The organism is Methanosaeta sp. UBA356 (genome assembly GCF_002496465.1).
In the GTDB taxonomy this organism is placed as follows: Archaea; Halobacteriota; Methanosarcinia; order Methanotrichales; family Methanotrichaceae; genus Methanothrix; species Methanothrix soehngenii.
The window spans coordinates 1-20,722 of the sequence record NZ_DAKC01000026.1 but is presented as its reverse complement, the minus strand read 5'-3'; the positions used below and the strand labels follow the sequence as shown (position 1 = coordinate 20,722).

Below are 20,722 nucleotides of genomic sequence, written 5' to 3'. Positions count from 1 at the left end.
TTGAGAAGACCGGATGGATTGCCGAGAATAGCTGGACCTGGAATACCTCAGAAGAGGATATAGGAGAAAATCAGGTCCGGGTATGGGTCAAGCGCCTGGGTGCAGGGGAGGCTGAGAACATAAAAGCACAGAATTATACCATTTCCGCCCCCACCTCTGAGGAGCAGGTGGCAGATGCCTCAGCCAGCACGGAAAAATCAACATCATCCGGATTGAATCCACATCCCGGGGGGAAGACCGCGGATAATGAAGTAGGAGAAGCCTCTACCAGCAAGTCGAGCGCAGCCTCAAGCGATTTGAATCCCTATCCAGGGGGCAAGACCGCTAATATCGATATAAGCAAGCAAAAGCTCGCCCCGGATGAGAGTGGGAGCGCTGATGGCGCAGGCAGCCTGTCGGATGGGGCCATCATGAGCATGCAAGATACTTCCGCGGCAGCATCAGATGCCATGGATGTTGGCGGAAAATGGACTGTTGACCTAATTGGCTCGGGGTGCACTCTGGACGCTAATCTCATTCAGACTGGGGAAAGCATCGTGGGAATGGGAAGCTTGATCGAGAGGAATACCAAGATCCCTCAGACCTTTAAGGGCACAGTCACCTCAAGCTCTATGAGACTTCAGTCAAACGCGGTGATTGACGAATTTGGAAATGATATCGACAAGAGCGTAAGCCTGTATCTGGAGAAGGCGGACAGGATCATTTCAGGCAGCTATGAGATATATTCTGGCGACGAACTGATGGCAACGGGGAATGCCACTGCCAGCAGATTCTCCAGCTGAGGGGCTGATCCTGCACCGTTCTCAACTGCTGAAGAACCAATAGATAAGCATCAGGAACTAAGGAGCACGAGATATTGAAGATTCATTCAGTTCTATGCCTGGCCCTGGTCATTGCCCTCTTGGCTAGCCCGGCCTGGGCGGGCTGCGGCAGATGGGTGATCAGGGATGATACTGATTATCTCTCCGACCCGGACTTCGATCAGGCGGTAGCATCCTCTACGGGCGCTGCTGCTACCCTCAATCCTGACGGCACAATCAAAGAATCAAGCGAGAAAGATGCGGCAAATGAAAAGGCGCAAAACGAAAAACCAGATGAGAGGGCAATCCAGAAAGAGGCCGAAATAAAGGAGAATGCCGCTCCAAAAGAGGAAAACATTGCAGACCTGGGAGGAGAATGGAGAGTATTGCTCGAGATGAAGATAGACGGGCAGGATAAGCAAAATGCTCTGGATTTGATCCTCATCCAGACGGTTGATCGGCTGCAGGGCTATGGCACCATTCTCGATGAGGGAGCAGATCTACCGGCAACGGCTACCGGCTCCATATCCGATGATTCCGTCAGCCTGATCGTGTCACTGGTCGAGCAAAAGAAGGAATATCAGCTGGACCTGGCCTTCATCGAAGGCGGTTTAAAAGGCATCTGTGAGCTATATGAGAGCGAGAAGCTGGTAGGGAGAGGAAATGCCACCGCCAGCAGACTCTCCAGCTGAGAGGTTGATTTTGACCTCATCACTCTTCCGCTCAAGAATCATCAAGGCAAAATCAAGACCAAAAGGAGTTCGAGATATTGAAGATCCATCCAATAATATGTCTGGTGCTGATCGCAGCTCTCTTGACCAGTCCGGCCTGGGCAAGCTGCGGAACATGGATAATCAGGGGCAACACCGAGTATCATTACGACGCAGAGTACGAAAATGCTGTGAGGTCCTCAACTGGCCATGCTACAGCGCTGAATCCCGATAGCAAATCCAAAGAAGATGCTAATGATCAAGCCGATGTGAACGCAAGCCAAATGGATGCGGCATCAAATGAAACAGCCAAAGCACCAAAAGAAGATGCCGTGCCAACTGAGCCGGTCATAAATGAGCCAGAAATAAAGGAGCCGGTTGTAGATCTGAAGGGAGATTGGAAGGTAATTCTCAATACAGTGATCGATGGGCAGAATACACAGGAAGCACTGGATCTGATCCTGATTCAGACCAACGACAGGCTGCAGGGCTATGGCAATGTTCTCAAGAAAGGCACAGATATCCCGGTGACTGCCACCGGTCACATCGCTTCCAATGATTCTATCAGTCTGAACGTGAAGCAGGTGGAGCAGGACAGGGATTACAGGCTGGAACTGGCCATCATCGAGGAGAGAATGGAGGGCAGCTACAAAATCTATCAAGACGGGAGCCTGGCAGGAAGCGGAAATATCACTGCCAGCAAATCAGGCATCTAAAAGCAGGACGACAAAATTGCATCATCAGATAATCGTATCATCATATGATTACTTGTGATAAGGCTCATGATGCATTATTCTGAAGCTGCGATATATCTGCTCCAGGAGGATCACCCGCATCAGCTGATGAGGAAAGGTCATCGGAGAGAAGGATAAAAGCAGATCCGCCCGGTCTAATACCGCTGGCGACAGACCCAGGGGGCCGCCTATGATGAAGGCCACCTCCGATCTTCCTTCCAGGATCAAATCCTGCAGCCTTTCCGCCAGCTGCTGCGAGTTAAGGGCATCTCCTGTCCTGTCCAGGACTATCACCGGACCCGAATGGCGCTTGAGCTTATCGAGAATCGCGGCTCCTTCCGCCTCCATAGCCCTGATCTCTGCCCCAGGAGTTGCAGCCTCCTTCGAGCTGATGGCCACCTCCACCATATCCAGACGGGCGTAAGGACGGAGGCGGCGGATGTAGTCTGCGGCAGCATCCTGCCAGTAGCTCTCCCGCAAGCGCCCGACTGCTATTATTCTGAGGATCATCGGCCTGGCCTAAAGATCCAGCTTATGGCCCTTCTCCAGCTGCTGAATCTGCTCCTCGCCTTTGGCGGCCAGCTCCCGGAACTGCTCGATCGTCTCCCTCATTTTGGGCAGAGCTTCCTGCTTGTAGCTGTTGATCGAATCCAGCGCCTCCATGACATCGGCAAAAGCGGTCTTCAGGTCCTCAGCAGATACATTGGTCTGCATCGACTGTTTCTGAATGTCCGCCCCCTGGTTTTTCAGCATACGCGAGGTGCTGGTGATCAGATCATTGGTGGTCTCGTTGAGCATCTGAATCTTCTTCAAGACGATCTTCTGGTTATACAGAGCGCTGGCAACCATCACTGAGGTCCGCAAAGCGGATATCGTCACCGTCTTGGCCCGTTCTACCCCCCTCATAAGCTCCCGATTGTTTCTGATCACAACCTCTGTCGCCATTACCCCCTGCTGATTGACCACGATCATCTGCTGCAGATCCATGATCCTCTGCCGGAGGGGAAAGAGGACCTCTTCGCTGACGAATTTGACCTTTTCCGGGTCCTCATCCCTGGCCCGGGCCTCTTCGATCTGCCTCTCGATCGATTCGTCCATCAGAGCGCCCAGCTGGACCTCTTTCATCAGCTTTCTGGTTAAATCGCGCAGTGACTGCTGCTCGATCTCCAGGGTGGTATTGTCGTTTTTCAGAATTGTCCTGCCTTTGTCCAAGGAGACAATGATATCCGCTATTGCCGAGTCTGCCCTCTGGTATCGGGCAAAATAATTCCGGACGGGATCGAACAGCTTGCCCAGAATGCCTGTTTTAGTGAAATCGATCAGGCTGGGGTCAAGGTCTTCGAGCTCTCGGGTCAGTTCCATTAGGCCCTTTGCCACCACCCCGCCATCATCCCCGTTTTTAGACAGGTCTCCCACAGTCGCCTGAAGTATAGAATTTTTAGCAGCCGAGCGTTTCATAGACTCGGCCCCAAAAGACTCTACTGATTTGAGAATGTACCTCTTTTTGGCTAACTCATCGATATCCAGGGTCAGAATTTCGGCCACATTGCTTTCCGCTACCTTCTGAAGCTGAGCGACCTCTTCGGGCACCGGTTTGACCTGCTCTATCACCTCGTCCTTGATCGCCCCTTCATCGGGAACTTCCATGGTGAAAGCCGTCTTAACACCTCCTATGCTAGCTCCGCATTGAACAGATTAGCCAGCTTATACACAACATCCTCAGTATCGGCGTTAATGCTGGCAGCCTCATTGACAAGGGATATCTCCTCCAGAGCTTTGATATCTGCATTGTAGCCTATTGTGTATATGGGTATTCCCGATTCTTCCACTAATTTCCTGATATCATTTAATGAATGACCTCTGTTGGTCTCGCCATCGCTGAGAACAAAGATCTTGGGCTTCAGCTTAGGATCAAGCGCCAGCTGTTCTTCGAGCATCTTCATGGCCACTGCAATCCCATCGAAGGTTGCCGTGGCTCCTCCGGCTTGCAATCCCCCAACCGCACCCACAAAATAAGACCTGTTGTTCAAATCAAACAGGGAGATTGGCAGATTTATATAAACATCGTCAGAGTATGATACCAGGCCGATAAGATTGTCCTTGCCAATGTATTTTTGGCCTTCGAGCAAAGATTTCTTCAAATTATTCAGCGGCTCGCCGTCCATGCTGCCCGATACATCGGCCACGAAGACTGCACAGATATTGGCATTTTTCTTTTCTTTCCAGAGCTTTTGGGCCTGGATGAGAACATCGCCACTGGCAGGAACAAATTCTGACCGATATTCATCAAGGCCGTTAAAACCATATTTAGTAGCCAGGTTCTGATAATTCTCCTGCTGAGAGAATTTGATGAATTCATCCAGGATTTTTGTCTTCTCAGGAGAAAGCTTGCCGATCGCATAAATCGGGCTGTCATGTCTGACCCCAAAGGGAATGAATTCATAGGACCTGATATCAGGCGTATTGACATAAGTCTGATATTCCAGGACAAAAGCATCCAGGACCCCTGATTTAGCCGCTTCTCTCATTTGCAGAGTGGTATAAGCGACCACGGGAATATTCTCCTGGAAGCGATCAAATCCCGCTATTGCTTTATTGCTCAACGGGTTACTGGCATCAATGGCCTGCAGTGTGGAGATCAAGAAGTTCAGCCCGGTTGAACTGGCGAAGGGATTGGTGTAACCCATCTGCAGCTCGTTGTTTGCCACGGAATCGATTACTGTTGTGACATTGACCGCCCCATATTTGGCTTCCAGCTCAGCTTTCTTAGATTTAGTGATCAGAATTCCGGCCGCATTTCCTGCCAGTCTTTTTTGCACCAACCTGGCATCTACTCCCCGGGAGATGAGCATCTCTCCCCAGAGTTCATTGGATGGAGTATAGGCATCCGGCAAATACTTCCCGGAGGTGATATAATCGGCACCCTGGCCGGAAGCGATTCCTCTGAGCCTGACAGACGTCTGTTTGCCGTCGATCATTATCTTCGCATTATTGAAGTCTCTGGCCACCTCTGTCAGCCAGCCATCAGTACCGCTGCCCGCCTTTTCCGTTGATGAGAATATCTCGATATAGCTGGATGTGCTGCTATTAACCTGCGGTGGGTATTTGGAGATATCGGGCAATGTGGCAGCGATGTCTATGCCTGAGATATCGACCAGGCCTTTGGTTGGCGGCACTTCAGTCACATCGATCTCTTTGACTATCCCGTCCAGTGTTTTTTCTCCGCCACCACCCATAAAAATTGTTCCAGTATAAACCAAGAGAAATACCGCAACTGCTAATCCCACTATCTTTAAAAGCACATTCTTGTTTTTCTTGTCCAGCATGCTATGCTCCCTCCCATGAATTATTAATCTTTATAATATTTTGCCTGTTTGATCAGATTATCGATCTCGATCATGCCGGCCATCTGCTCCAGCTCGCCACTCTCGATGCAGTTTAAGCCTGAGATCTCCAGCAACAGCTTATCCAGCTTAAGCAGGATCTGTTCATTATCCTCAGTCGCTTCCTTCACAAATCTTATATATTCATTATAAACATTAAATTTTTCCTCCATAATCTCCTCAGAAAAGGCTCCTGAATTGCGTTGTTTTTTGATAAAATTGTAGTCATCCTCATCGAATGCATTCAATTTGTTAATGATGCTGCGGATATTCTTGAAAAATATATTCTCTACCTCTGCAATAACCGCATCAAACTTCTGGTAGCTGATCTCAGAAGCGTTAAAGATCTGCAGAAGAATATCCCGAATGGTCTTATTCTTTTTCTGCAGCCGTTCAATCTGATCGAGCAGGAGGTCGATGTTTCTCTCGAATGTCTCAAGCCCCCGATGTTCATTCAGCGCCTCTACATAATCTTCTTTTGTGCTTTTAGCGCCGATTGGTATGGCCTTCTCCGGCTCAGAAAGGAGCTTGTAGTTGCCATAGACTAGCCCCGAGCCACTTAATACGAGAAATGCGCTGCCAAAGGCTTTTTCCAGAGCAGACCCAAAGAGATCCACAGCAAGCAATCCAGAGGAGAAGACAGCTATGTTGGCAGCGGCAATGCCCAGGTTCAAAGCCAATAGTCTAATCAGCATATCCTTATTCATGTCTTCTCGACCTCAGGATCCTTTCTATGCAGATATCCTCTCAACATATATCATAATACTATCGATGATAACTATTAATCCACCATTAATCCACCCAAGGTCTCCATATGAGGATCATAGATAGTAATAATAGAATATGTTAATAATATAATAAGCTCAAAAAAAAACGTTGATCCACCGCGGTGGATGGGTGCGTCCCGCTATGCCTTAGCAATCCCGCAAAATCAGTATCCCTAAATAAGATCAGCGCCTGGCTTCAACATTTTCCAGGTAGAGGATGCCGGTGGGAGTGATATCCAGAATCTCTCCGCACCTTTCGATCACCAGAGCCGTCTCCAGCATAGAGAGGTGATAGTCTGCCTTCTCCGGGCTGAGGTCAAACCTTTGGCATATCTGCTCTGAGCTTTTCGGTCCGCTGGAGATGAACTTGAGAATATCCCTCCTCAGCCGGAGCTGCAGGACAATCAGAGCATTGCGATGTTCTTCTGCTGTCCACCACCAGGCTGGCTCTGGCGCGTCACCGGAAGATCGGCCATCAGGACTATTGGAGACGTCATAGGTCATGATATCACATCGATTGAGGTCATATCGATTGAGGTCATATCGAGAAGAGATAAAAAGTCAATGGGATTATCCCGGATGAAGCTCAAGGAAGGAGAGGCTCAATCCTCTCCCCTTCCATTGATCTCGCAGGTCTCGCTTGCTATCTCGCAGGACCGGCAGATCTCCCGCTCCTCATCCAGATTACGCGCCGCGGTCGCAAGCACGCTGGCGTTCACCAGGTTCCCGGCGAGAAATATGGCCGCAGCAACCTGATCATCCGGCACCCCCAGGCTTCCGGCCAGCCGGATGTGCAGCCTCAGACAGTGGCTGCACCGCAATGCTGCAGACACGGCCACCGAGATCAGCTCCACCGTCTTTGCATCCAGATTAGAACTCCTCAAGATGGCATTATTGTGCAACACCTTGGTGATGAGCAGCTCTGAGTCATCCTCCATGAACTGAAAGATATAGGGCACCTCGCCATAGGTACTCTCCACCGCCTTTAAAATGTCCTTGGCTGCTTTGTCCTTTCCCTTGACCAAAATGGCATCCAGCTCATCTTCAAAGCTCATGATATCAGACCCCTGTAGCCTCTTCGCCCTGGCTCCGCAATAGCCTGGAATCAGAAGACGAATCCAGTCTCCGAACTGGGCAGTATCCTCACCAGTATATAATCCTTCATCCTAGAGGGCTTGATGGTGGCCACCTCGCCCAGCTTCACACCCTCATCGAAGGTCACTGCTGCCACCTTATCCCGATAGCCCGCATAAGGAAGCTTCACCCGCACCCCGGTTAGATTGAGGGCAATTGGCAGAGGAGAATAGGAGAACTCGACCTCCGGAACCTGCTCTCGTACCGCATCCATCACCCTGGGCGGAGAGGTGGTCAGAGGATCCTTGGCGATTGCTTCCCGGGTTTTGTCCAGCGCCCGTCCTACCATCTCGACGATATTGTCCAGGGATCCAATCTCCGTGGCCTTGCGGGTCCTGTGGGCCATCCGGCCGATGGACGGCACATAGCCAAAGGCATAGGGCAGCTCTTCTGGATCTATCTTCGGCCCACCGGTAATTATGACAGGCACGCCGATATTCCGGTAGAGGTCCTCTTTCTTCTTGATGCAGTCTTCGAAGTTGCCGAAGATGAAGACTGCGGCATCATGCTCGTTTATCAGAGCGGTCTCATACTCATTTATCTGGGCGATCTCCCTGCCCACACCCCGAGCCATGCCAATCATATTGGTCTTGGAGCCATGCCTGCGCAGATACTCGGCAATATCGCAGGCCACATGGGGCAGATGATGAATGGCCAGGGTGGGTGTGACCACCGCCACCTCTGTTCCCGCCAGCGGTGCCCTTACCAGCTCCCCTCTGAGATCTCGGCTTAGGATCTCCAGAGCATTCATGTCCTCTGAAGGAACCAGCAATAAAAGTATGATCTCCGTCTGAGTAACATTCTTCTGCAGGATGTAGCCGCCCAGGTCTTCCACCAGCTCCAGTACCAGGTCGTGCTTGTACAACCCTCCGGTGAACATCACAGGCTCAAGCATTCTCCATCTCCCGGATCTTCTCTTCGATCTCTGATATCAGCTCCGGCTTGATCGACTCCTCAGCAGCGACGAAGAAGAAGCTGTCTTTGGTCATGATGTTTCGCCGGTTGCGAAATCCTTCTGGCACTACTCTGACCAGGGCATCGGTCAGATCCTGCAGAAACTCCGCCTCCATATCCGTAACCATCAGATCGGCAGGCGAGGAATCTGAGGCAATGATCACAATGTCCCTTGCCGGTTGTTCCACCCTCTCCCGCCCGTATCGCTTCCACAAAGCCTTAAGGAGGTCTGCCATATGCTCTTCATCATTGATCTTGATCTGATAGCCGCCTCCGACCTTCATCACATCTCCCACATCCTTGATCGTAAGGGGCGGTATGCCGGAACGGAGGAGGCCGTAGACTGCGAAGACTGGAACTGAAATGTCGACATAGACATAAAGCCTGCCAATGGACCTGATCAGACCCAGGTCCTGCAGAATGTCCATTATTATCTCTCGGTACTTCTTGGCTCCGTACTCCTCCCCGCCGGTCACCTCTATCTTGAAGACCTCCATTGGGTCCATCTCAGCCCTCCAGCAGCCCCGATACCAGGAGAGCTGCGCCTACAGCCCCGATATATTGGGCATAAGGGGGAACGGTCACCTTGACCTGCAATAGCTCCTCCATCGCTTTGGGCAGGCCTTCGATGAGCGAGGTTCCGCCTACCATGATCACCGGCTCTTTAACCTCTACCTCCTGCAGCTGCTGCTCATATACCTGCTCAGCAACGGAGTGGCAGGCAGCCATAGCCACATCCTCGGGCTTATTTCCCATGGAAAGGCTGTTGACCAGGCTCTGAGTGCCGAAGACTATGCAGTAGCTGTTCATGGCCACTTTCCTGTAGTCTCCCTTCAGGGCCAGTTTGCCCAATTCGGTGATGTCGACTCCCAGGCGGCGGGCGGCGAGCTCCAGGAACCGGCCGGATGCACCAGCGCATATTCCGCCCATGGTAAAGCCCCCGGGAATTCCGTCCTGGACCGATATGGCCTTGTTGTCCATGCCGCCGATATCGATAACTGTTGCCGGCCCCCTCTGAGCATCTGCCAAGAAGACTGCTCCCTTGGAGTTAACGGTGATCTCCTCCTGGATGAGCTTGGCATTGATATGCTTGCCCACCAGAAATCGACCGTACCCAGTAACGCCCACTGCTTGAATATCCTCTTTATTGACCCCTGCGGCCTTGAGAGCCTCCTGAAAAGCATCCTCTGCGCTCTTCAAGACCTCTGTGGTGGGAACCCAGCCAGTGCCTATCACCTTATTGTCTCTCATCACCACTGACTTGGTGGTGGTGGATCCAGAGTCGATTCCCGCGGTGAGGCCCTTCTGCTTCTCCCGGGCCAGGAGGCCTCTGTACTTGACCGTGGTAACCAGAGCTTCCATACGGGTAAGCAGCGTCTCTGCTGTGGTCCTCTCGGTGAATGAGTAGCTCAAGACGGGAATCTTGGAGTTTTCGTGGATGTACTTTCGGATCTCCGAGCGTATGATGGCCGCCTCAGCGCATCGGAAGCAGGTCATGACCACCACAGCATCGGCGAGATCTGGGTTCTCCACAATTCTCACTGCTCGAGCTATGGCCAGGTTGAGATCTCCAGAAGCCACTCGTACCCCGAACTTCTCTTCCACATTGAGCATGTCATCTAAAGAGACCTCCGGGAAGACTATCTTGGCCCCTACGGTCTCTGCCGCCCTTTCGATCTCTTTTTGAATGCCGCTGTACTCTGCGCCACAGGAGAGCTGTGCAATGCGAATCACTTTAAATCCCCCAAGAAATTCTTGATCTTCTGCACGAAATCCCTGGCCTCGGCATCATTGGTGGGGTAAGAGAGGTCCAGAATGGGAACTCCTTTGGTCCTGATCAGCAGCCTGACCAACTCATTGGTCCTGTTGCATCCCGCGCATCCTGTGAGCCACCCCGGATCCTGGACGATGATCGCAGCCTCGGCTTCCTCGATTATCGGGCCAATCAGGGCCATTCTGCCCCGGATCCCTGAGGGGACATCGACTGCAGCATAGCGAAGCCCTTTCTTGGGTTCCTCAGAAGTGACATTCAAAGGCGGTGAGGCGAGATTATTATCGGTTGCGAGCTTTCTCACCACTTCGGGAACTACAAGCGCCTTGTGGCCCATCCTGTCCACAAGGTCCGAGAGGATCATGCTGGTGGGAGGATAAACGATTACTTTTGCCATTGATTTACCTCAGAATTAATCTTCTTTTGCGATCTCTTCCAGCCTCTCAAGAGGAATGGGACGCACCTTCTTTTCTGGAACAGGCTCACACTCCTCCTCCGAGGCTAGAGCCCTGGAGATCATAGGCAGCAGCTTTGACTCAGACTCGATCATGTAGAAGCCTGGCCTGGCTCCTCCGCCTCTGCGACCGCGGCAGCGCCTTGGGTCGCCTGGTGGAAATCCCCGATCTTTGACGAATATGCCGGCTGGATCCAGACTGCGAATCTCCTCGAGAAGCTTCTCTATAATCTCCTCTTCCCCGTGGATAATAACGCCGAAACAGGTCTCCTTGACCAGGATATCGTAGCCTGAACCATAGATCTTCATGGCGATATCCGAGGGGAGAATATTGGACTCAGAGGACATTATTAAGTATTTAGTGACCAACATTACCGTTCCTCCCGAATGTAGATCGTCTCTCCTTCCTTCACATCTCTGAGCTTATCCGGCTCTAAAACCCGACCGATGATGTTCGTAGCTTCGAACTTCTCGCCCGAGGGCCCATATCGTTTGTCCTCTTCCAGCCGGATGCCAACCAGACCTATCTTCTTTGAGACCTGGTTAGAGATGCCTATCGAGCCGGCAGGCACGGGCCCAGTTGGCTTGTTCTCAGGAAGTAGCTCCTTGTAGCTCACCGCCTCGACCTCCGGCTTGAAGAGCAGGGTGTTCTCATAGGTGAAGTAGACAGGCAATGGCCCAACAGGCTTTTCTTTGAGGCCGGTGACATGGCGGAAATAGTCCAGGCTCTTGGGCGCCAGGTCATAATAAAGCTGGATAGAAATAAGGCGGCTGGAAGGAAGGGATGAGATCCGCACCTTTTTTGCTTTCAGAATCTCCATGGTGGCACCTGGCTCCTGCTTGACCACCACTGCATCCTCGCCCTCATAGCCCTCAACCTCGGCCTCAATTCCTCGTTGCTCCATCTCCTGCCTGGCATCCTCCAGGAACTTGCCCAGTAGCATTATGCGCTCAGGGGTTACATCAAATGTTATCATCTGGCCGGGCTTTGCCAGTTTGACCATGTCCATGCCTTTGATTACCCTCGCCACTACAGAATGGCTGGGATTCGAGGTGCGATCATGCTTGTAGATGAAGATCCTACCCAGACCCCGTCCGGTCGTTCTGACCGTGACCACGCCCTCCAGACGGGGCTCACGATGCTCATATGCAACGTGCTCCGTCAGAAGATGGTCGGATGAGATATAAGAGCTGGATACGGAATCAACCCTGAAAGTGCCGTCTCTGGTCAAAGCGAGGAAGAACTCCGCACCAAGTGGCGCGTCCTCGATGAGCTCTGCTTGGACCCGAGTATAGATCTCCATGCCCTCCTCCACGGGCAGAGTTAGATCCAGGGTGGACATCTTCTCAGTCAGGTCCTGCCATTCCACAATTGGCTCTATAGACTCAATTCTGTCCCCAATCTCCAGCCGGTCAAGGGTGTTCTTGCCTCCTACGACATGGGCAAACACCCCTCCATCCTTGGGCGTGCCGTAAACAGCTGAATGCCTTCTTTGCATGAATATCAGCTGAGTGTTATCTGCATCAAAGCCAGCCGCGCCTAAGACCACCTCCCAGCGATTGTACTCATGCGCATCCCTGGCAAAAGATATTCTGGATGAGAACGGCCCAAAGGCTATACCGTCTGCTGAAGCCCATCTCACCTGAGAGCCAGAGATCTTTTCCACGACCTCATGCCAGATCTTCTGCAGATCATTTTCTAAAAGCTCAATTCTGATTTTGCCCTTGGTCGTGTTGAGCCAATAAGAGTTGGTCTGACGCGATTTCTCGCCCCGGCCTTTGACCATCCCCACGATAGCGCCTTTAGCGGGATTGCTGCCTGCTTTTTGCAGGGCATCCGCCAGGCAAGCTCCAGCTGCCAGCTCAATCTCTTTGCCGTCAACTAAGACTCTCAAATTAACTCCCCAGCATCTCCTTCTCTTCTTCTTCTGTGATCCTGCTCAAAACCTCGTCCGGCAGGCCGGTGAATATAGCCCTCCCATTACGCATGAGCATGGCCCGATCACATACGTTCTTCACGAAATCCATGTCATGGCTCACGATAATGAACGTCTCGCCCAGCTCCTCGCGGGCATTGAGGATGGAATTCGTGACCTCGATCTTGGTGATGGCGTCCATTGTTCCCGTGGGCTCATCCAGGACCACTATCCTCGGCTCTTTTATTAAGACCTGCGCCATGGCAACCCTGTGCCTCTCGCCCTCAGAGAGCTCATGGGGCATCTTCTCCAGCACTGCTTCTGCCTGCTCCTCAGAAAATCCAACCGTCTCCAGAGTGTGAATGGCCTTCCTCTCCGCCAGCTCGAAGGGAAGAGAGAGGCCTATGGCTTCCGTCAGGTTCTCGATAACGCTGCGAGAAGGATAGAGGGTATATTCCTGATGGAGGATGCCGATGTATTTGGTGGCGCGACCTCGACCGTTGGAACCGAGGACGGTCATATCCACCCATTCGTCCCCCACCCGCACAGAGATGCTGCCGCCGGTGGGAGTAAGAATGCCGCTGATCATCTTGGAGAGAGTGGTCTTGCCGCCCCCAGAGATGCCCACCAGACCGAAGATCTCGCCCTCATTGACCTCCAGGCTGACCTCATCCACCGCTTTTACCACGCCCCGGTCTATGCTGATGTATCTCTTCGAAAGGCCGTTGGCCTTGATCATCGGCTCCCCCAGCTCGACCTCTTCCCGCTTGGCTAAAGTTCCAGCCATGGCCAGGAACTGAGCGGCTACATCCTTTGGCTTGCCTTCTGCCTTGATCTCTCCCTGATCAAGCAAAATAGCCCTTTGGGTCAGCTCGACCATGACATCTTCCCAGTGGCTGGTGATGATCAGGGTCATCTTGAAGTCGTTGACCGCTCGCTTTATGGAATCGTGAACCACTCTGGCTGTGGCTGGGTCGAGAGTTCCCGTTGGCTCGTCTGCCAGCAGGATCATGGGAGATTTGGCCAGCTGACGGGCCAGGACAACGCGCTGCTTCTCTCCCCCAGACAGCTCTCGGGCGACATGCATCAGCCTATGAGATAGATTGACCTCGTCCAGCAGGTCTGCAGCTACATGGACGCTCATAGTGTCTCCTGTCTCTTCTACTGCGCGCATCACATTCACGATCACCCTCTCATCGCCATAAAGTGCAAAGGTCCTCTGCAACATTATGGCAATCCTCTTCACAACGTCGCGCCTGAGAGGATCATTTATGTCCAGAGATACGAAATCGGCATCAAATGGCTCAAGTGTGCTCCCACACTTGCAGCTTCTTCCCACATGGCTGGGCGGCTCTACATGATGGCATTTGCTGCATCTGGCGACGTGGTAGATCACACTGCCAGATATATCCTGGAATGATTCCACGCCACGCAAGACATGCATCAAGACGCTTTTGCCTGAACCGCTCCTTCCCAAAATGCCGACCGACTCTCCCTCCTCAATGACCAGATTCACATTGCGAAGAGCTACAACTTCGCCGAATCGAACTGTCAGATCCTTAATCTCGATAAAAGGTGCCAAATTTATCATGCCTCATAAATTCATTATAATTTAAGGGTTCATCCGCGTATTCACCCGCGACCAAACCATGATACAACACCCATACTGTCCGAGACATAACGCCAGTGCCGTTCATGATATAATCCGCCTTCTTGGAGGATACAATGCTACTTAAGTTTATCCGAAGCTTTGAATACGTCTCGCCGATAACGATCGTTATGGCAATTCGCCCAGTGGATTCAGTTGATGCATAGGCGAGAATTCCGGAATTAGCCAGATGAAGAATTAGCCATATCGTATTGGCTAACCAGATCCCCTCGCCCAGAAGCGCTATTCATCTCGCTTGAATAAGATACTGCTGGATCGCAATCGCCAAACAAATTTATAAAGAACTAAGACACTGTTATCTCATTGGAGGTGTATCTATGGAAGCCCTGGAAGCAATAAAAACTCGCAGAAGCATCAGAAAATTCAAGCCTCAAGATATCCCCAGAGAGATCTATAGAGAGCTGCTTGAGGCGGCCATGCTTGCCCCCTCTGCCGGAAACGAGCAGCCATGGCAATTTGTGGCGATAGACGACCGCAGGATTCTGGATCAGATTCCCCTGATCTGCCCCACTGCGGCAATGTGCAGGCAATCCCCTCTGGCTATTCTGGTTTGCGGGGACAGCAGATATGAGAGATATCCAGATTTCTGGGTGCAGGACTGCTCTGCTGCTGTGGAGAACATTCTGCTGGCTGCGCATGCCCTGGGCCTGGGAGCGGTATGGGCTGGAGTCTATCCTATGAAGGACAGGATAGAGGGATTCAGGAGACTATTTGCCCTTCCGGATGAGATCACACCATTTGCCCTGATCGCTCTGGGCTACCCGAACGAAAAACCGGCCCCCTCCAAAAGATACAAGGAGGAGAGGGTGCATTATAACCAATGGTAGAGAGATCATCGGATATGATCGGGAAATGATGAACGAGGAGTTCGTATGAAGATATCTCTGGGAAAGAAGACCTTGCTGTATCCTGCACCGGTTTGCGTGGTTGGGACCTATGACCAGGCGGGAAAGCCGAATGTCATGACCGCTGCCTGGGCAGGCATCTGCTGCTCCAGCCCGCCATGCATTGCCGTCTCTCTTCGCAAGGCAACTTACACCTATGGGAATATCATGGAGCGAAAAGCTTTCACTGTGAGCCTGCCCTCTGAGGAATACATTCATCAGGCGGACTATTTCGGCATGGCCTCCGGGAGGGACGAGGACAAATTCGCCAGGACAAGGCTCACCCCAGTAAAGGGGGAGTTGGTTGACGCTCCTTTTGTAAAAGAGTTCCCCCTCGCCCTGGAATGCAGCCTGCACTCCTCTGTCCAGATCGGTCTGCACACGGAATTCATAGGAGAGATTCTGGATGTCAAAGCGGAAGAGAGCTGCTTGGGTCCCGATGGCCTTCCGGATATCGAGAAGATAAGGCCGCTTCTGTTCTCGCCTGAGGGGCGCAAATATCACGGGGTGGGAAAATTCCTGGGCAGTGCCTTCCAGATGGGAAGAATGATTTAGGATGATCTTTCATCACCCATCTATGCCATTCGATCTCATTTATATAAATTACTTTGGCTTCGATTCAATCATAGCTTTATCGATTGCTCCTATAACTTGATCCACACTAAGAACTGGCTTTGCATCGAATGAGATATATGGATACCATTTCAGTATTTGATCGAATAGCTCAGATTCATTTGTTTCCACAATGCAGTATCCGCCAGATGCATCACAATACGATCCCCAGTCAATCATCTTACCAGATTTCAAATTTGCCCTTGCCACTTCGAGCAATGATAACTGTAACTTAGCCATCATAGCAGGATCCGCTGGCATCAATGACTCGTTCTTTTGCCATTTAATGAGATACTTTGTCATTCTCTTCACCTCGCAAAATGTGTTTCTTGTCATATACGTAATGATTATTTATTAATTTTTCGACCATTCAGAGCTGCAGTATCCTTGGGATACCTGCTATTAGCGGGGAGAAGATGGATCGAAGCAGATTGAGGAGATGCGCCGGGATAAGTCAAGATAAAATAGAATTTCTGAAATTCATGTGTTCTGCGCCGCTTCAGTTTGATTACATCTATTCTAAGCTTGAGGCAGATCAGAGGGACCGATGCAATAAAGAAGATAGTATCTTAAAATTCCAGAAGGCAGAAGCGTGCGGCCCTAAGCACATTCCGCTTTTAGAACGGGTCGGACGCATGCAGTTCGAACTTAATTATTTTCTCCTCTTTTTTTATCTTTCCGCCTCAAGCGCTTTCTTTCTCCCCTTATAGGTTGTGTAGGTGATAATGGCGGCAATCAACAGCGAGACCAAGATCAAGGTCATAGAGACCATTATCATACGAAGCAAACCCTCCAGGACCTCATTTCCCACTGCCAGGATAACCTTCGGCCCGGGCTCAGATGGGTAGGACGCATTTATCACATGGATTCCTGCATCTTCCGCTCGGAAAGCCATGAAGGACTGGCCAGAGCGCCCACCGATGGAATAGGTTGAGCCGGTTGGTGCGGGATAGGTCTGGAGCCTTCGGCCAGAAGACTTTTCCATCACCACAATCTGAAGGCCTGGTATTTGCTCAACGGTCATATAGAAGCTGCCATTGAAGTAGCTCTTATTCTCGTAGAAGATGGTATACTCCCCAGGCTCCTTGAGATCAAGCTCCAGCTCACCGGGTGCGGCCATCTGGCTCAGGCCGCCGAAAGAGCTTGATATTCCGGTGGTTAGATACCAGGTAAATGCGGCGAATCCTGCAATCACAATCAACAGGGCAAGACCATATCGCCAAACGCTGGGTATTGTGTCCATGCCTGTCATGAGGGAATGCCTTGCATCATAAAAAGCTATGCGAGAGCCCGGAACGGACCCTCAGATAGATAAGAATCTGAAATCAATAAAGAGACCCATCAATTTGCCATCCTCGAAGCATCCATAGACAGGATAGTTGCCGGGACCGGGACTCAGCTTGAGGCTGTTATCCTTGTCGGAAGCGATTATCAGCCCGCTGTCAGTCTTTAAGAATCCCATCAGCTGGCAACTTGAAAGTGGGAACTGGATTGAAGTCATCTGCTTTTGACCCATCTGGGTCCCATCGGACTTGAAGATGTCGGATGTGAATGGGTCCCCGCCCACCCATGGACCGCCAATACCCTTTTCGAAGAGTTTCTCCATCGCTTTTTCAGCAGGCCGATATTCAACGCCGTCCAATGAATAAGCAATCGCGGTCAGCGATAATGCCGCCATCAGCATGATCAGCACAGCCATTCCGAATTTTTTCATTGTTTTCACCATCCACGATAATTTTTGAATGACAACTACGCGCAAGATATTTAAATTTCTTCCGGCAGAACTCCCCCGGAGAGATCCAGAAAGATGACCAGCCTTATAACTGCAGTCCCACATTGTCCAGGAATGCAATACAAGAGACGTAATCAGCCATATGCTTTCCAGGAGGATTTACGAATCACGCGGTCATAGCGATAGCAGTTTATATGCTGGCCATTTTTATCATAGGAACTTGGCGCCATCGATTGAAAGGGCTGGTGGACTTCCATCTTGCTGGCAAAAACCAGGGGACTATAGCCCTCACAGGCACCTTTTGTGCAACGATAATGGGAGCCTCCACAACCATAGGAATGGCTGGCCTGGGATACAGCCGGGGTCTTCCAGGTTCATGGTGGCTGCTCTCGGGCACAATAGGAATGCTGTTGCTGTCTGTTCTTCTGGCTGAAAAGATAAGAGCCACCGGATGTAGCACTCTGCCCCAGCTTGTCGGCTCCTTCTGGGGGGAGAGAGCAAGGGCTGCTGCATCTATTCTCATCGCCATTTCCTGGATAGGCGTGATCGCCGTTCAGATCATAGCTTCTGGAAATATCCTTTTAGCGGTCTTTGGTGGGGATATATCCCATTACATGGTTGCCTGCACTATGGTATTCGTTCTCTATACTGCATATGGAGGAAAAAATTCCGTCATAAGAACTGACATGTTTCAGATCCTGATAATAATTTTTGGAATGATAGCCCTTTTCTGGCAAGCCTTGAAGGCCGCGGGACCCTTGCCCCTCATCCAGCTGAGCTTTCCCACATCTGCTGAAATGAATTGCTGGGAAGTGATCTCCATGATTTTGGTCGTAGGTTCAGCTTACCTTATTGGCCCGGATATGTATTCGCATATATTCTCCTCCCGCAGCTCAAAAGGGGCGAAGGCGTCTGCATTCATTTCCGCGGTCCTCCTGATACCCCTGGCATTTCTGATCACCTCACTGGGAATATTCTCCAGATATCTCTATCCGACAATCACCCCAGAGCAGGCGATTCCATCCCTGATGGCAGGGCTCCTCTCGCCAGCGATTGTGGGCTTGGTGGCCGCAGCTCTCCTGGCCGCCTTTATGTCCTCAGCCGATACCTGCCTCATGACTGCCACATCTATCCTCACCTTCGATATTTATGGAGAGGTGTACAGGAGGGTGAGGAGCAACGCAGATCCAAACGCCATTCAGGACCATATGATGAAGGTCTCCAGGATAGCAGTAGTGGCAATAGGAGCATCTGCTCTAATTCTTGCAGTCTCCAATCCCGATATCATCAAAACCCTGCTCATCGCCTACACAGTATTCACCAGCGGCCTTCTCATGCCTGTGCTCGCCGGATTCTATAAAGATAGACTCGGGCTTACATGTAATGGAGCTCTCTCGGCCATTGCAGGAGGAGGGTTCATTGCCATCATTCTGGGCCAGAGCTATCCACTGCTAGGCATGACGGCCTCTGCGGTGATTCTATTTGCAGCAAGCTGGCTGGAGAGGTGGCTGGCAAGAAGACAAATAAAGAGAATCTGTTAAAAATAGGAGAGGATGATTCTATTTGCAGCCCTTCAGTGAGCAAAACTTGCTGCGTTGCCGGCAAAGATGTCGATCACCAAGATGCACTGAGATGTCTACTGCTATCGTCATCATACGGCAGGCCTATACCCTCTGGGCTCGTCCACGACCTCGATGGTGGCAATAGCATGCTTGAATACCAGTAGCTCTCCCTTTGCAGTCTGGAGCAGGATCTCATATGAGTTGAATGACTCAATAGTCCCAGTAACCGGCTGACCTCCGGAGGTCAGACGGATCAATACCCTTTTGCCCTTTAATTTGGGTATGAATTGAGGCGAGGATTGCTTTGCAGTGGATTTTTCTTCATCAGACATCTTTCATCCCTTGATCCGAAACATTCTTTGCGATTAATCGATCCATTCCCTGTGTAATGCCGCAATTTTTCACAAGTCTCATCGCTGGCAATGAGACTGCGATATAAGGCTTTGTTTGCAGCCCCCTTTTGCTGACTCATATGAGTTTCTACTCACAACGTTATCAATCTTGCGGCATTAGCATGATTTCCCAGATCTATATTGCAAACGGGCAGCAAAGCGTATTTAAGCCGGCGATGAATCAGACCTTTTGGGATATATGAAGTGCACGATTCTAATTCTAGCCATATTGATGGCCCTTGTCCTCTTTGCGGAGAGCAGATCACCAATCAATATCAGTGGCACTAATGGCGATATGCTATTGGCAGAGCTATCCGATAACCTTGCCAACAATTCATCCCTTTCCGCCTCAGATGAGAATAAGACCATCAACCTTTCGCAAAGCGCGCAGTCCGTGGATATCTCAGGCCATGAGGGGCAAATGCTCCTTAAAGACATTGTGAACACCACCAATGTCACCAATGAAACCGGAGCCTATGCTAACCTCTCCATGTGGGGATCTGCTCCCAAAAAAATCCCGCAAGCACCCGATTCCAGTAATGCCAGGACCATCGAGATATTGAGGATGAACCACATGGGGTATTAAGAGGGAGCAACAGCAATTTATTGAAATCATGAAAAGAATTGAAGGGATGTGCATATGGAGACGATGCTGTCAATAATGATCTGCATTAGCCTTATGATCATCTTCCCACAATCAGCTCAGTCTTTTCTGGATGTGGGAGGAGAATATGGGGCCTCATGGCTGAAAGAGCACGGCGAAGAGCCAAAAATCGAGGAGACTCGCAATAATCTCTGGAACTGGGGGAGCGCGCCAAAGGGCTTTGAGATTTATAATGGCACAGTCTACCCACCAGGATATGCACCATCATGGTACCATCCATATTATGCCGCCAATAGCACGCCCATCATCATAAATAGCAATGCAGGTAACGGCCAGCAGACAGCAGACAATACAGGCCTTGACCCATGGCTGACCGCCCAGCTCTCAGGCCGTCCTGTGACCCTGATCTCCGAGCCCAAAGGAGTGCTATTTTAATTTTTTAGTTGGCTCCTTGCTATTTGGTATGGGTGGACTTGAATCAGAAATTCTCTGTTCCTCTGTGGTGAACTGCGATGCACTGACCCAACCGAGACACAGAGGAACAGAGGCCATATTCTCTGCCTGAACTCACCCACATAATTCAGCGAAGAGCCTTTTAGTTTCTTTCGTGAAGTGACTGCCCCCCGCCCTAAAGAGCAGGGCTT

At 50.9% G+C, this 20,722-nt stretch carries 25 protein-coding genes; 8 read left to right on the top strand and 17 right to left on the bottom strand.

The genetic code is table 11. The features are described 5' to 3' along the window. From BP727_RS01610 to BP727_RS01600, 3 genes are all read left to right on the top strand, one after another. Nucleotides 1–782: hypothetical protein (locus tag BP727_RS01610; protein ID WP_286857078.1), on the top strand; the 782-nt coding region annotated here is incomplete at its 5' end. 74 nt (nucleotides 783–856) lie between these two features. Further along, a complete protein-coding gene (locus BP727_RS01605; RefSeq protein ID WP_273272029.1) occupies nucleotides 857–1,492 on the top strand; it encodes a hypothetical protein in 636 nt (211 codons plus the stop codon). A gap of 77 nt (nucleotides 1,493–1,569) precedes the next feature. Beyond that, on the top strand, nucleotides 1,570–2,226 hold the full coding sequence (locus tag BP727_RS01600) for a hypothetical protein (RefSeq protein WP_013718327.1): 657 nt from the start codon (nucleotides 1,570–1,572) through the stop codon (nucleotides 2,224–2,226). A gap of 48 nt (nucleotides 2,227–2,274) precedes the next feature. Here BP727_RS01600 and BP727_RS01595 read toward each other — a convergent pair whose 3' ends face one another. The 13 genes from BP727_RS01595 to atwA form a co-directional block, all read right to left on the bottom strand. After that, entirely contained in the window at nucleotides 2,275–2,754 is a 480-nt protein-coding gene (locus BP727_RS01595; protein ID WP_013718326.1) for a 23S rRNA (pseudouridine(1915)-N(3))-methyltransferase RlmH, read from the bottom strand. A 9-nt stretch (nucleotides 2,755–2,763) separates the two neighbouring features. Then, nucleotides 2,764–3,891, bottom strand: coding sequence for a toxic anion resistance protein (locus tag BP727_RS01590; RefSeq protein WP_013718325.1), 1,128 nt, complete (start codon nucleotides 3,889–3,891; stop codon nucleotides 2,764–2,766). 23 nt (nucleotides 3,892–3,914) lie between these two features. Then, nucleotides 3,915–5,570 (bottom strand): vWA domain-containing protein, encoded by a 1,656-nt coding sequence (locus BP727_RS01585; RefSeq protein WP_286857075.1) that lies wholly within the window; start codon nucleotides 5,568–5,570, stop codon nucleotides 3,915–3,917. Nucleotides 5,571–5,593: 23 nt separating this feature from the next. Next, nucleotides 5,594–6,334, bottom strand: coding sequence for a hypothetical protein (locus BP727_RS01580; RefSeq protein WP_013718323.1), 741 nt, complete (start codon nucleotides 6,332–6,334; stop codon nucleotides 5,594–5,596). 243 nt (nucleotides 6,335–6,577) lie between these two features. Then, nucleotides 6,578–6,898 carry a winged helix-turn-helix domain-containing protein gene (locus tag BP727_RS01575; RefSeq protein ID WP_052297509.1) on the bottom strand — a complete coding sequence of 107 codons (321 nt, stop codon included), beginning with the start codon at nucleotides 6,896–6,898 and terminating at the stop codon, nucleotides 6,578–6,580. 98 nt (nucleotides 6,899–6,996) lie between these two features. Next, nucleotides 6,997–7,449 (bottom strand): carboxymuconolactone decarboxylase family protein, encoded by a 453-nt coding sequence (locus BP727_RS01570; RefSeq protein ID WP_048131671.1) that lies wholly within the window; start codon nucleotides 7,447–7,449, stop codon nucleotides 6,997–6,999. Between the two features lie 50 nt (nucleotides 7,450–7,499). Then, nucleotides 7,500–8,423 (bottom strand): methanogenesis marker 7 protein, encoded by a 924-nt coding sequence (locus BP727_RS01565; RefSeq protein ID WP_286857070.1) that lies wholly within the window; start codon nucleotides 8,421–8,423, stop codon nucleotides 7,500–7,502. Then, complete coding sequence (locus BP727_RS01560; RefSeq protein ID WP_013718320.1) at nucleotides 8,416–8,988, bottom strand: methanogenesis marker 17 protein; 573 nt, start codon at nucleotides 8,986–8,988, stop codon at nucleotides 8,416–8,418. Before BP727_RS01560 ends, BP727_RS01565 begins: the two co-directional genes overlap by 8 nt. A gap of 1 nt (nucleotide 8,989) precedes the next feature. Beyond that, the gene (locus BP727_RS01555) at nucleotides 8,990–10,216 is read right to left on the bottom strand and encodes a methanogenesis marker 15 protein (RefSeq protein WP_013718319.1); all 1,227 of its coding nucleotides are present in this window, start codon (nucleotides 10,214–10,216) and stop codon (nucleotides 8,990–8,992) included. Further along, nucleotides 10,213–10,650: a methanogenesis marker 5 protein gene (locus tag BP727_RS01550; RefSeq protein ID WP_013718318.1), complete on the bottom strand. Its 438-nt coding sequence runs from the start codon at nucleotides 10,648–10,650 to the stop codon at nucleotides 10,213–10,215. Before BP727_RS01550 ends, BP727_RS01555 begins: the two co-directional genes overlap by 4 nt. A 15-nt stretch (nucleotides 10,651–10,665) precedes the next feature. Next, nucleotides 10,666–11,079, bottom strand: a complete 414-nt coding sequence (locus BP727_RS01545) for a methanogenesis marker 6 protein (RefSeq protein ID WP_013718317.1) — start codon at nucleotides 11,077–11,079, stop codon at nucleotides 10,666–10,668. Further along, nucleotides 11,079–12,602: a methyl-coenzyme M reductase-associated protein Mmp3 gene (gene mmp3, locus BP727_RS01540; RefSeq protein WP_013718316.1), complete on the bottom strand. Its 1,524-nt coding sequence runs from the start codon at nucleotides 12,600–12,602 to the stop codon at nucleotides 11,079–11,081. The genes BP727_RS01545 and mmp3 overlap by 1 nt, the downstream gene beginning before the upstream one ends. Before the next feature lies 1 nt (nucleotide 12,603). Then, a complete protein-coding gene (gene atwA, locus BP727_RS01535; protein ID WP_013718315.1) occupies nucleotides 12,604–14,205 on the bottom strand; it encodes a methyl coenzyme M reductase system, component A2 in 1,602 nt (533 codons plus the stop codon). Between the two features lie 404 nt (nucleotides 14,206–14,609). Between atwA and BP727_RS01530 the strand changes: the two genes are divergently transcribed. Continuing rightward, nucleotides 14,610–15,119 carry a nitroreductase family protein gene (locus tag BP727_RS01530; protein WP_013718314.1) on the top strand — a complete coding sequence of 170 codons (510 nt, stop codon included), beginning with the start codon at nucleotides 14,610–14,612 and terminating at the stop codon, nucleotides 15,117–15,119. Between the two features lie 45 nt (nucleotides 15,120–15,164). Then, nucleotides 15,165–15,731 carry a flavin reductase family protein gene (locus BP727_RS01525; protein WP_286857064.1) on the top strand — a complete coding sequence of 189 codons (567 nt, stop codon included), beginning with the start codon at nucleotides 15,165–15,167 and terminating at the stop codon, nucleotides 15,729–15,731. Between the two features lie 48 nt (nucleotides 15,732–15,779). On the opposite strand, the gene BP727_RS01520 is transcribed toward BP727_RS01525, so the two are convergent. The 3 genes from BP727_RS01520 to BP727_RS01510 form a co-directional block, all read right to left on the bottom strand. Further along, on the bottom strand, nucleotides 15,780–16,091 hold the full coding sequence (locus tag BP727_RS01520) for a DUF3303 domain-containing protein (RefSeq protein WP_013718312.1): 312 nt from the start codon (nucleotides 16,089–16,091) through the stop codon (nucleotides 15,780–15,782). A 367-nt stretch (nucleotides 16,092–16,458) separates the two neighbouring features. Continuing rightward, nucleotides 16,459–17,040, bottom strand: coding sequence for a hypothetical protein (locus tag BP727_RS01515; protein WP_013718311.1), 582 nt, complete (start codon nucleotides 17,038–17,040; stop codon nucleotides 16,459–16,461). Nucleotides 17,041–17,091: 51 nt separating this feature from the next. Next, nucleotides 17,092–17,547: a hypothetical protein gene (locus BP727_RS01510; protein WP_157863621.1), complete on the bottom strand. Its 456-nt coding sequence runs from the start codon at nucleotides 17,545–17,547 to the stop codon at nucleotides 17,092–17,094. Nucleotides 17,548–17,753: 206 nt separating this feature from the next. Between BP727_RS01510 and BP727_RS01505 the strand changes: the two genes are divergently transcribed. Continuing rightward, nucleotides 17,754–19,061 carry a sodium:solute symporter family protein gene (locus BP727_RS01505; RefSeq protein ID WP_273271625.1) on the top strand — a complete coding sequence of 436 codons (1,308 nt, stop codon included), beginning with the start codon at nucleotides 17,754–17,756 and terminating at the stop codon, nucleotides 19,059–19,061. A 110-nt stretch (nucleotides 19,062–19,171) separates the two neighbouring features. Here the strand turns inward: BP727_RS01505 and BP727_RS01500 are convergent, their stop codons facing one another. Continuing rightward, a complete protein-coding gene (locus BP727_RS01500; protein ID WP_013718308.1) occupies nucleotides 19,172–19,414 on the bottom strand; it encodes an RNA chaperone Hfq in 243 nt (80 codons plus the stop codon). Between the two features lie 259 nt (nucleotides 19,415–19,673). Here BP727_RS01500 and BP727_RS01495 point away from each other — a divergent pair, with 259 nt between their 5' ends. After that, nucleotides 19,674–20,060 (top strand): hypothetical protein, encoded by a 387-nt coding sequence (locus tag BP727_RS01495; protein ID WP_157863620.1) that lies wholly within the window; start codon nucleotides 19,674–19,676, stop codon nucleotides 20,058–20,060. A gap of 63 nt (nucleotides 20,061–20,123) precedes the next feature. Further along, the gene (locus BP727_RS01490) at nucleotides 20,124–20,513 is read left to right on the top strand and encodes a hypothetical protein (protein ID WP_286857058.1); all 390 of its coding nucleotides are present in this window, start codon (nucleotides 20,124–20,126) and stop codon (nucleotides 20,511–20,513) included. The last annotated feature ends 209 nt before the right edge of the window (nucleotides 20,514–20,722 follow it).

What these genes read in the sequence shown, in the direction of transcription:
- BP727_RS01490 (WP_286857058.1), top strand. Translation starts at nt 20,124, where the DNA reads ATGCTGTCAATAATGATCTGCATTAGCCTTATGATCATCTTCCCACAA.
- BP727_RS01495 (WP_157863620.1), top strand. Translation starts at nt 19,674, where the DNA reads ATGAAGTGCACGATTCTAATTCTAGCCATATTGATGGCCCTTGTCCTC.
- BP727_RS01530 (WP_013718314.1), top strand. Translation starts at nt 14,610, where the DNA reads ATGGAAGCCCTGGAAGCAATAAAAACTCGCAGAAGCATCAGAAAATTC.
- BP727_RS01580 (WP_013718323.1), bottom strand. Translation starts at nt 6,334, where the DNA reads ATGAATAAGGATATGCTGATTAGACTATTGGCTTTGAACCTGGGCATT.
- BP727_RS01585 (WP_286857075.1), bottom strand. Translation starts at nt 5,570, where the DNA reads ATGCTGGACAAGAAAAACAAGAATGTGCTTTTAAAGATAGTGGGATTA.
- BP727_RS01560 (WP_013718320.1), bottom strand. Translation starts at nt 8,988, where the DNA reads ATGGACCCAATGGAGGTCTTCAAGATAGAGGTGACCGGCGGGGAGGAG.
- BP727_RS01520 (WP_013718312.1), bottom strand. Translation starts at nt 16,091, where the DNA reads ATGACAAAGTATCTCATTAAATGGCAAAAGAACGAGTCATTGATGCCA.
- BP727_RS01575 (WP_052297509.1), bottom strand. Translation starts at nt 6,898, where the DNA reads ATGACCTATGACGTCTCCAATAGTCCTGATGGCCGATCTTCCGGTGAC.
- BP727_RS01525 (WP_286857064.1), top strand. Translation starts at nt 15,165, where the DNA reads ATGAAGATATCTCTGGGAAAGAAGACCTTGCTGTATCCTGCACCGGTT.
- BP727_RS01590 (WP_013718325.1), bottom strand. Translation starts at nt 3,891, where the DNA reads ATGGAAGTTCCCGATGAAGGGGCGATCAAGGACGAGGTGATAGAGCAG.
- BP727_RS01570 (WP_048131671.1), bottom strand. Translation starts at nt 7,449, where the DNA reads ATGAGCTTTGAAGATGAGCTGGATGCCATTTTGGTCAAGGGAAAGGAC.
- BP727_RS01550 (WP_013718318.1), bottom strand. Translation starts at nt 10,650, where the DNA reads ATGGCAAAAGTAATCGTTTATCCTCCCACCAGCATGATCCTCTCGGAC.
- BP727_RS01595 (WP_013718326.1), bottom strand. Translation starts at nt 2,754, where the DNA reads ATGATCCTCAGAATAATAGCAGTCGGGCGCTTGCGGGAGAGCTACTGG.
- BP727_RS01545 (WP_013718317.1), bottom strand. Translation starts at nt 11,079, where the DNA reads ATGTTGGTCACTAAATACTTAATAATGTCCTCTGAGTCCAATATTCTC.
- BP727_RS01515 (WP_013718311.1), bottom strand. Translation starts at nt 17,040, where the DNA reads ATGACAGGCATGGACACAATACCCAGCGTTTGGCGATATGGTCTTGCC.
- BP727_RS01565 (WP_286857070.1), bottom strand. Translation starts at nt 8,423, where the DNA reads ATGCTTGAGCCTGTGATGTTCACCGGAGGGTTGTACAAGCACGACCTG.
- BP727_RS01500 (WP_013718308.1), bottom strand. Translation starts at nt 19,414, where the DNA reads ATGTCTGATGAAGAAAAATCCACTGCAAAGCAATCCTCGCCTCAATTC.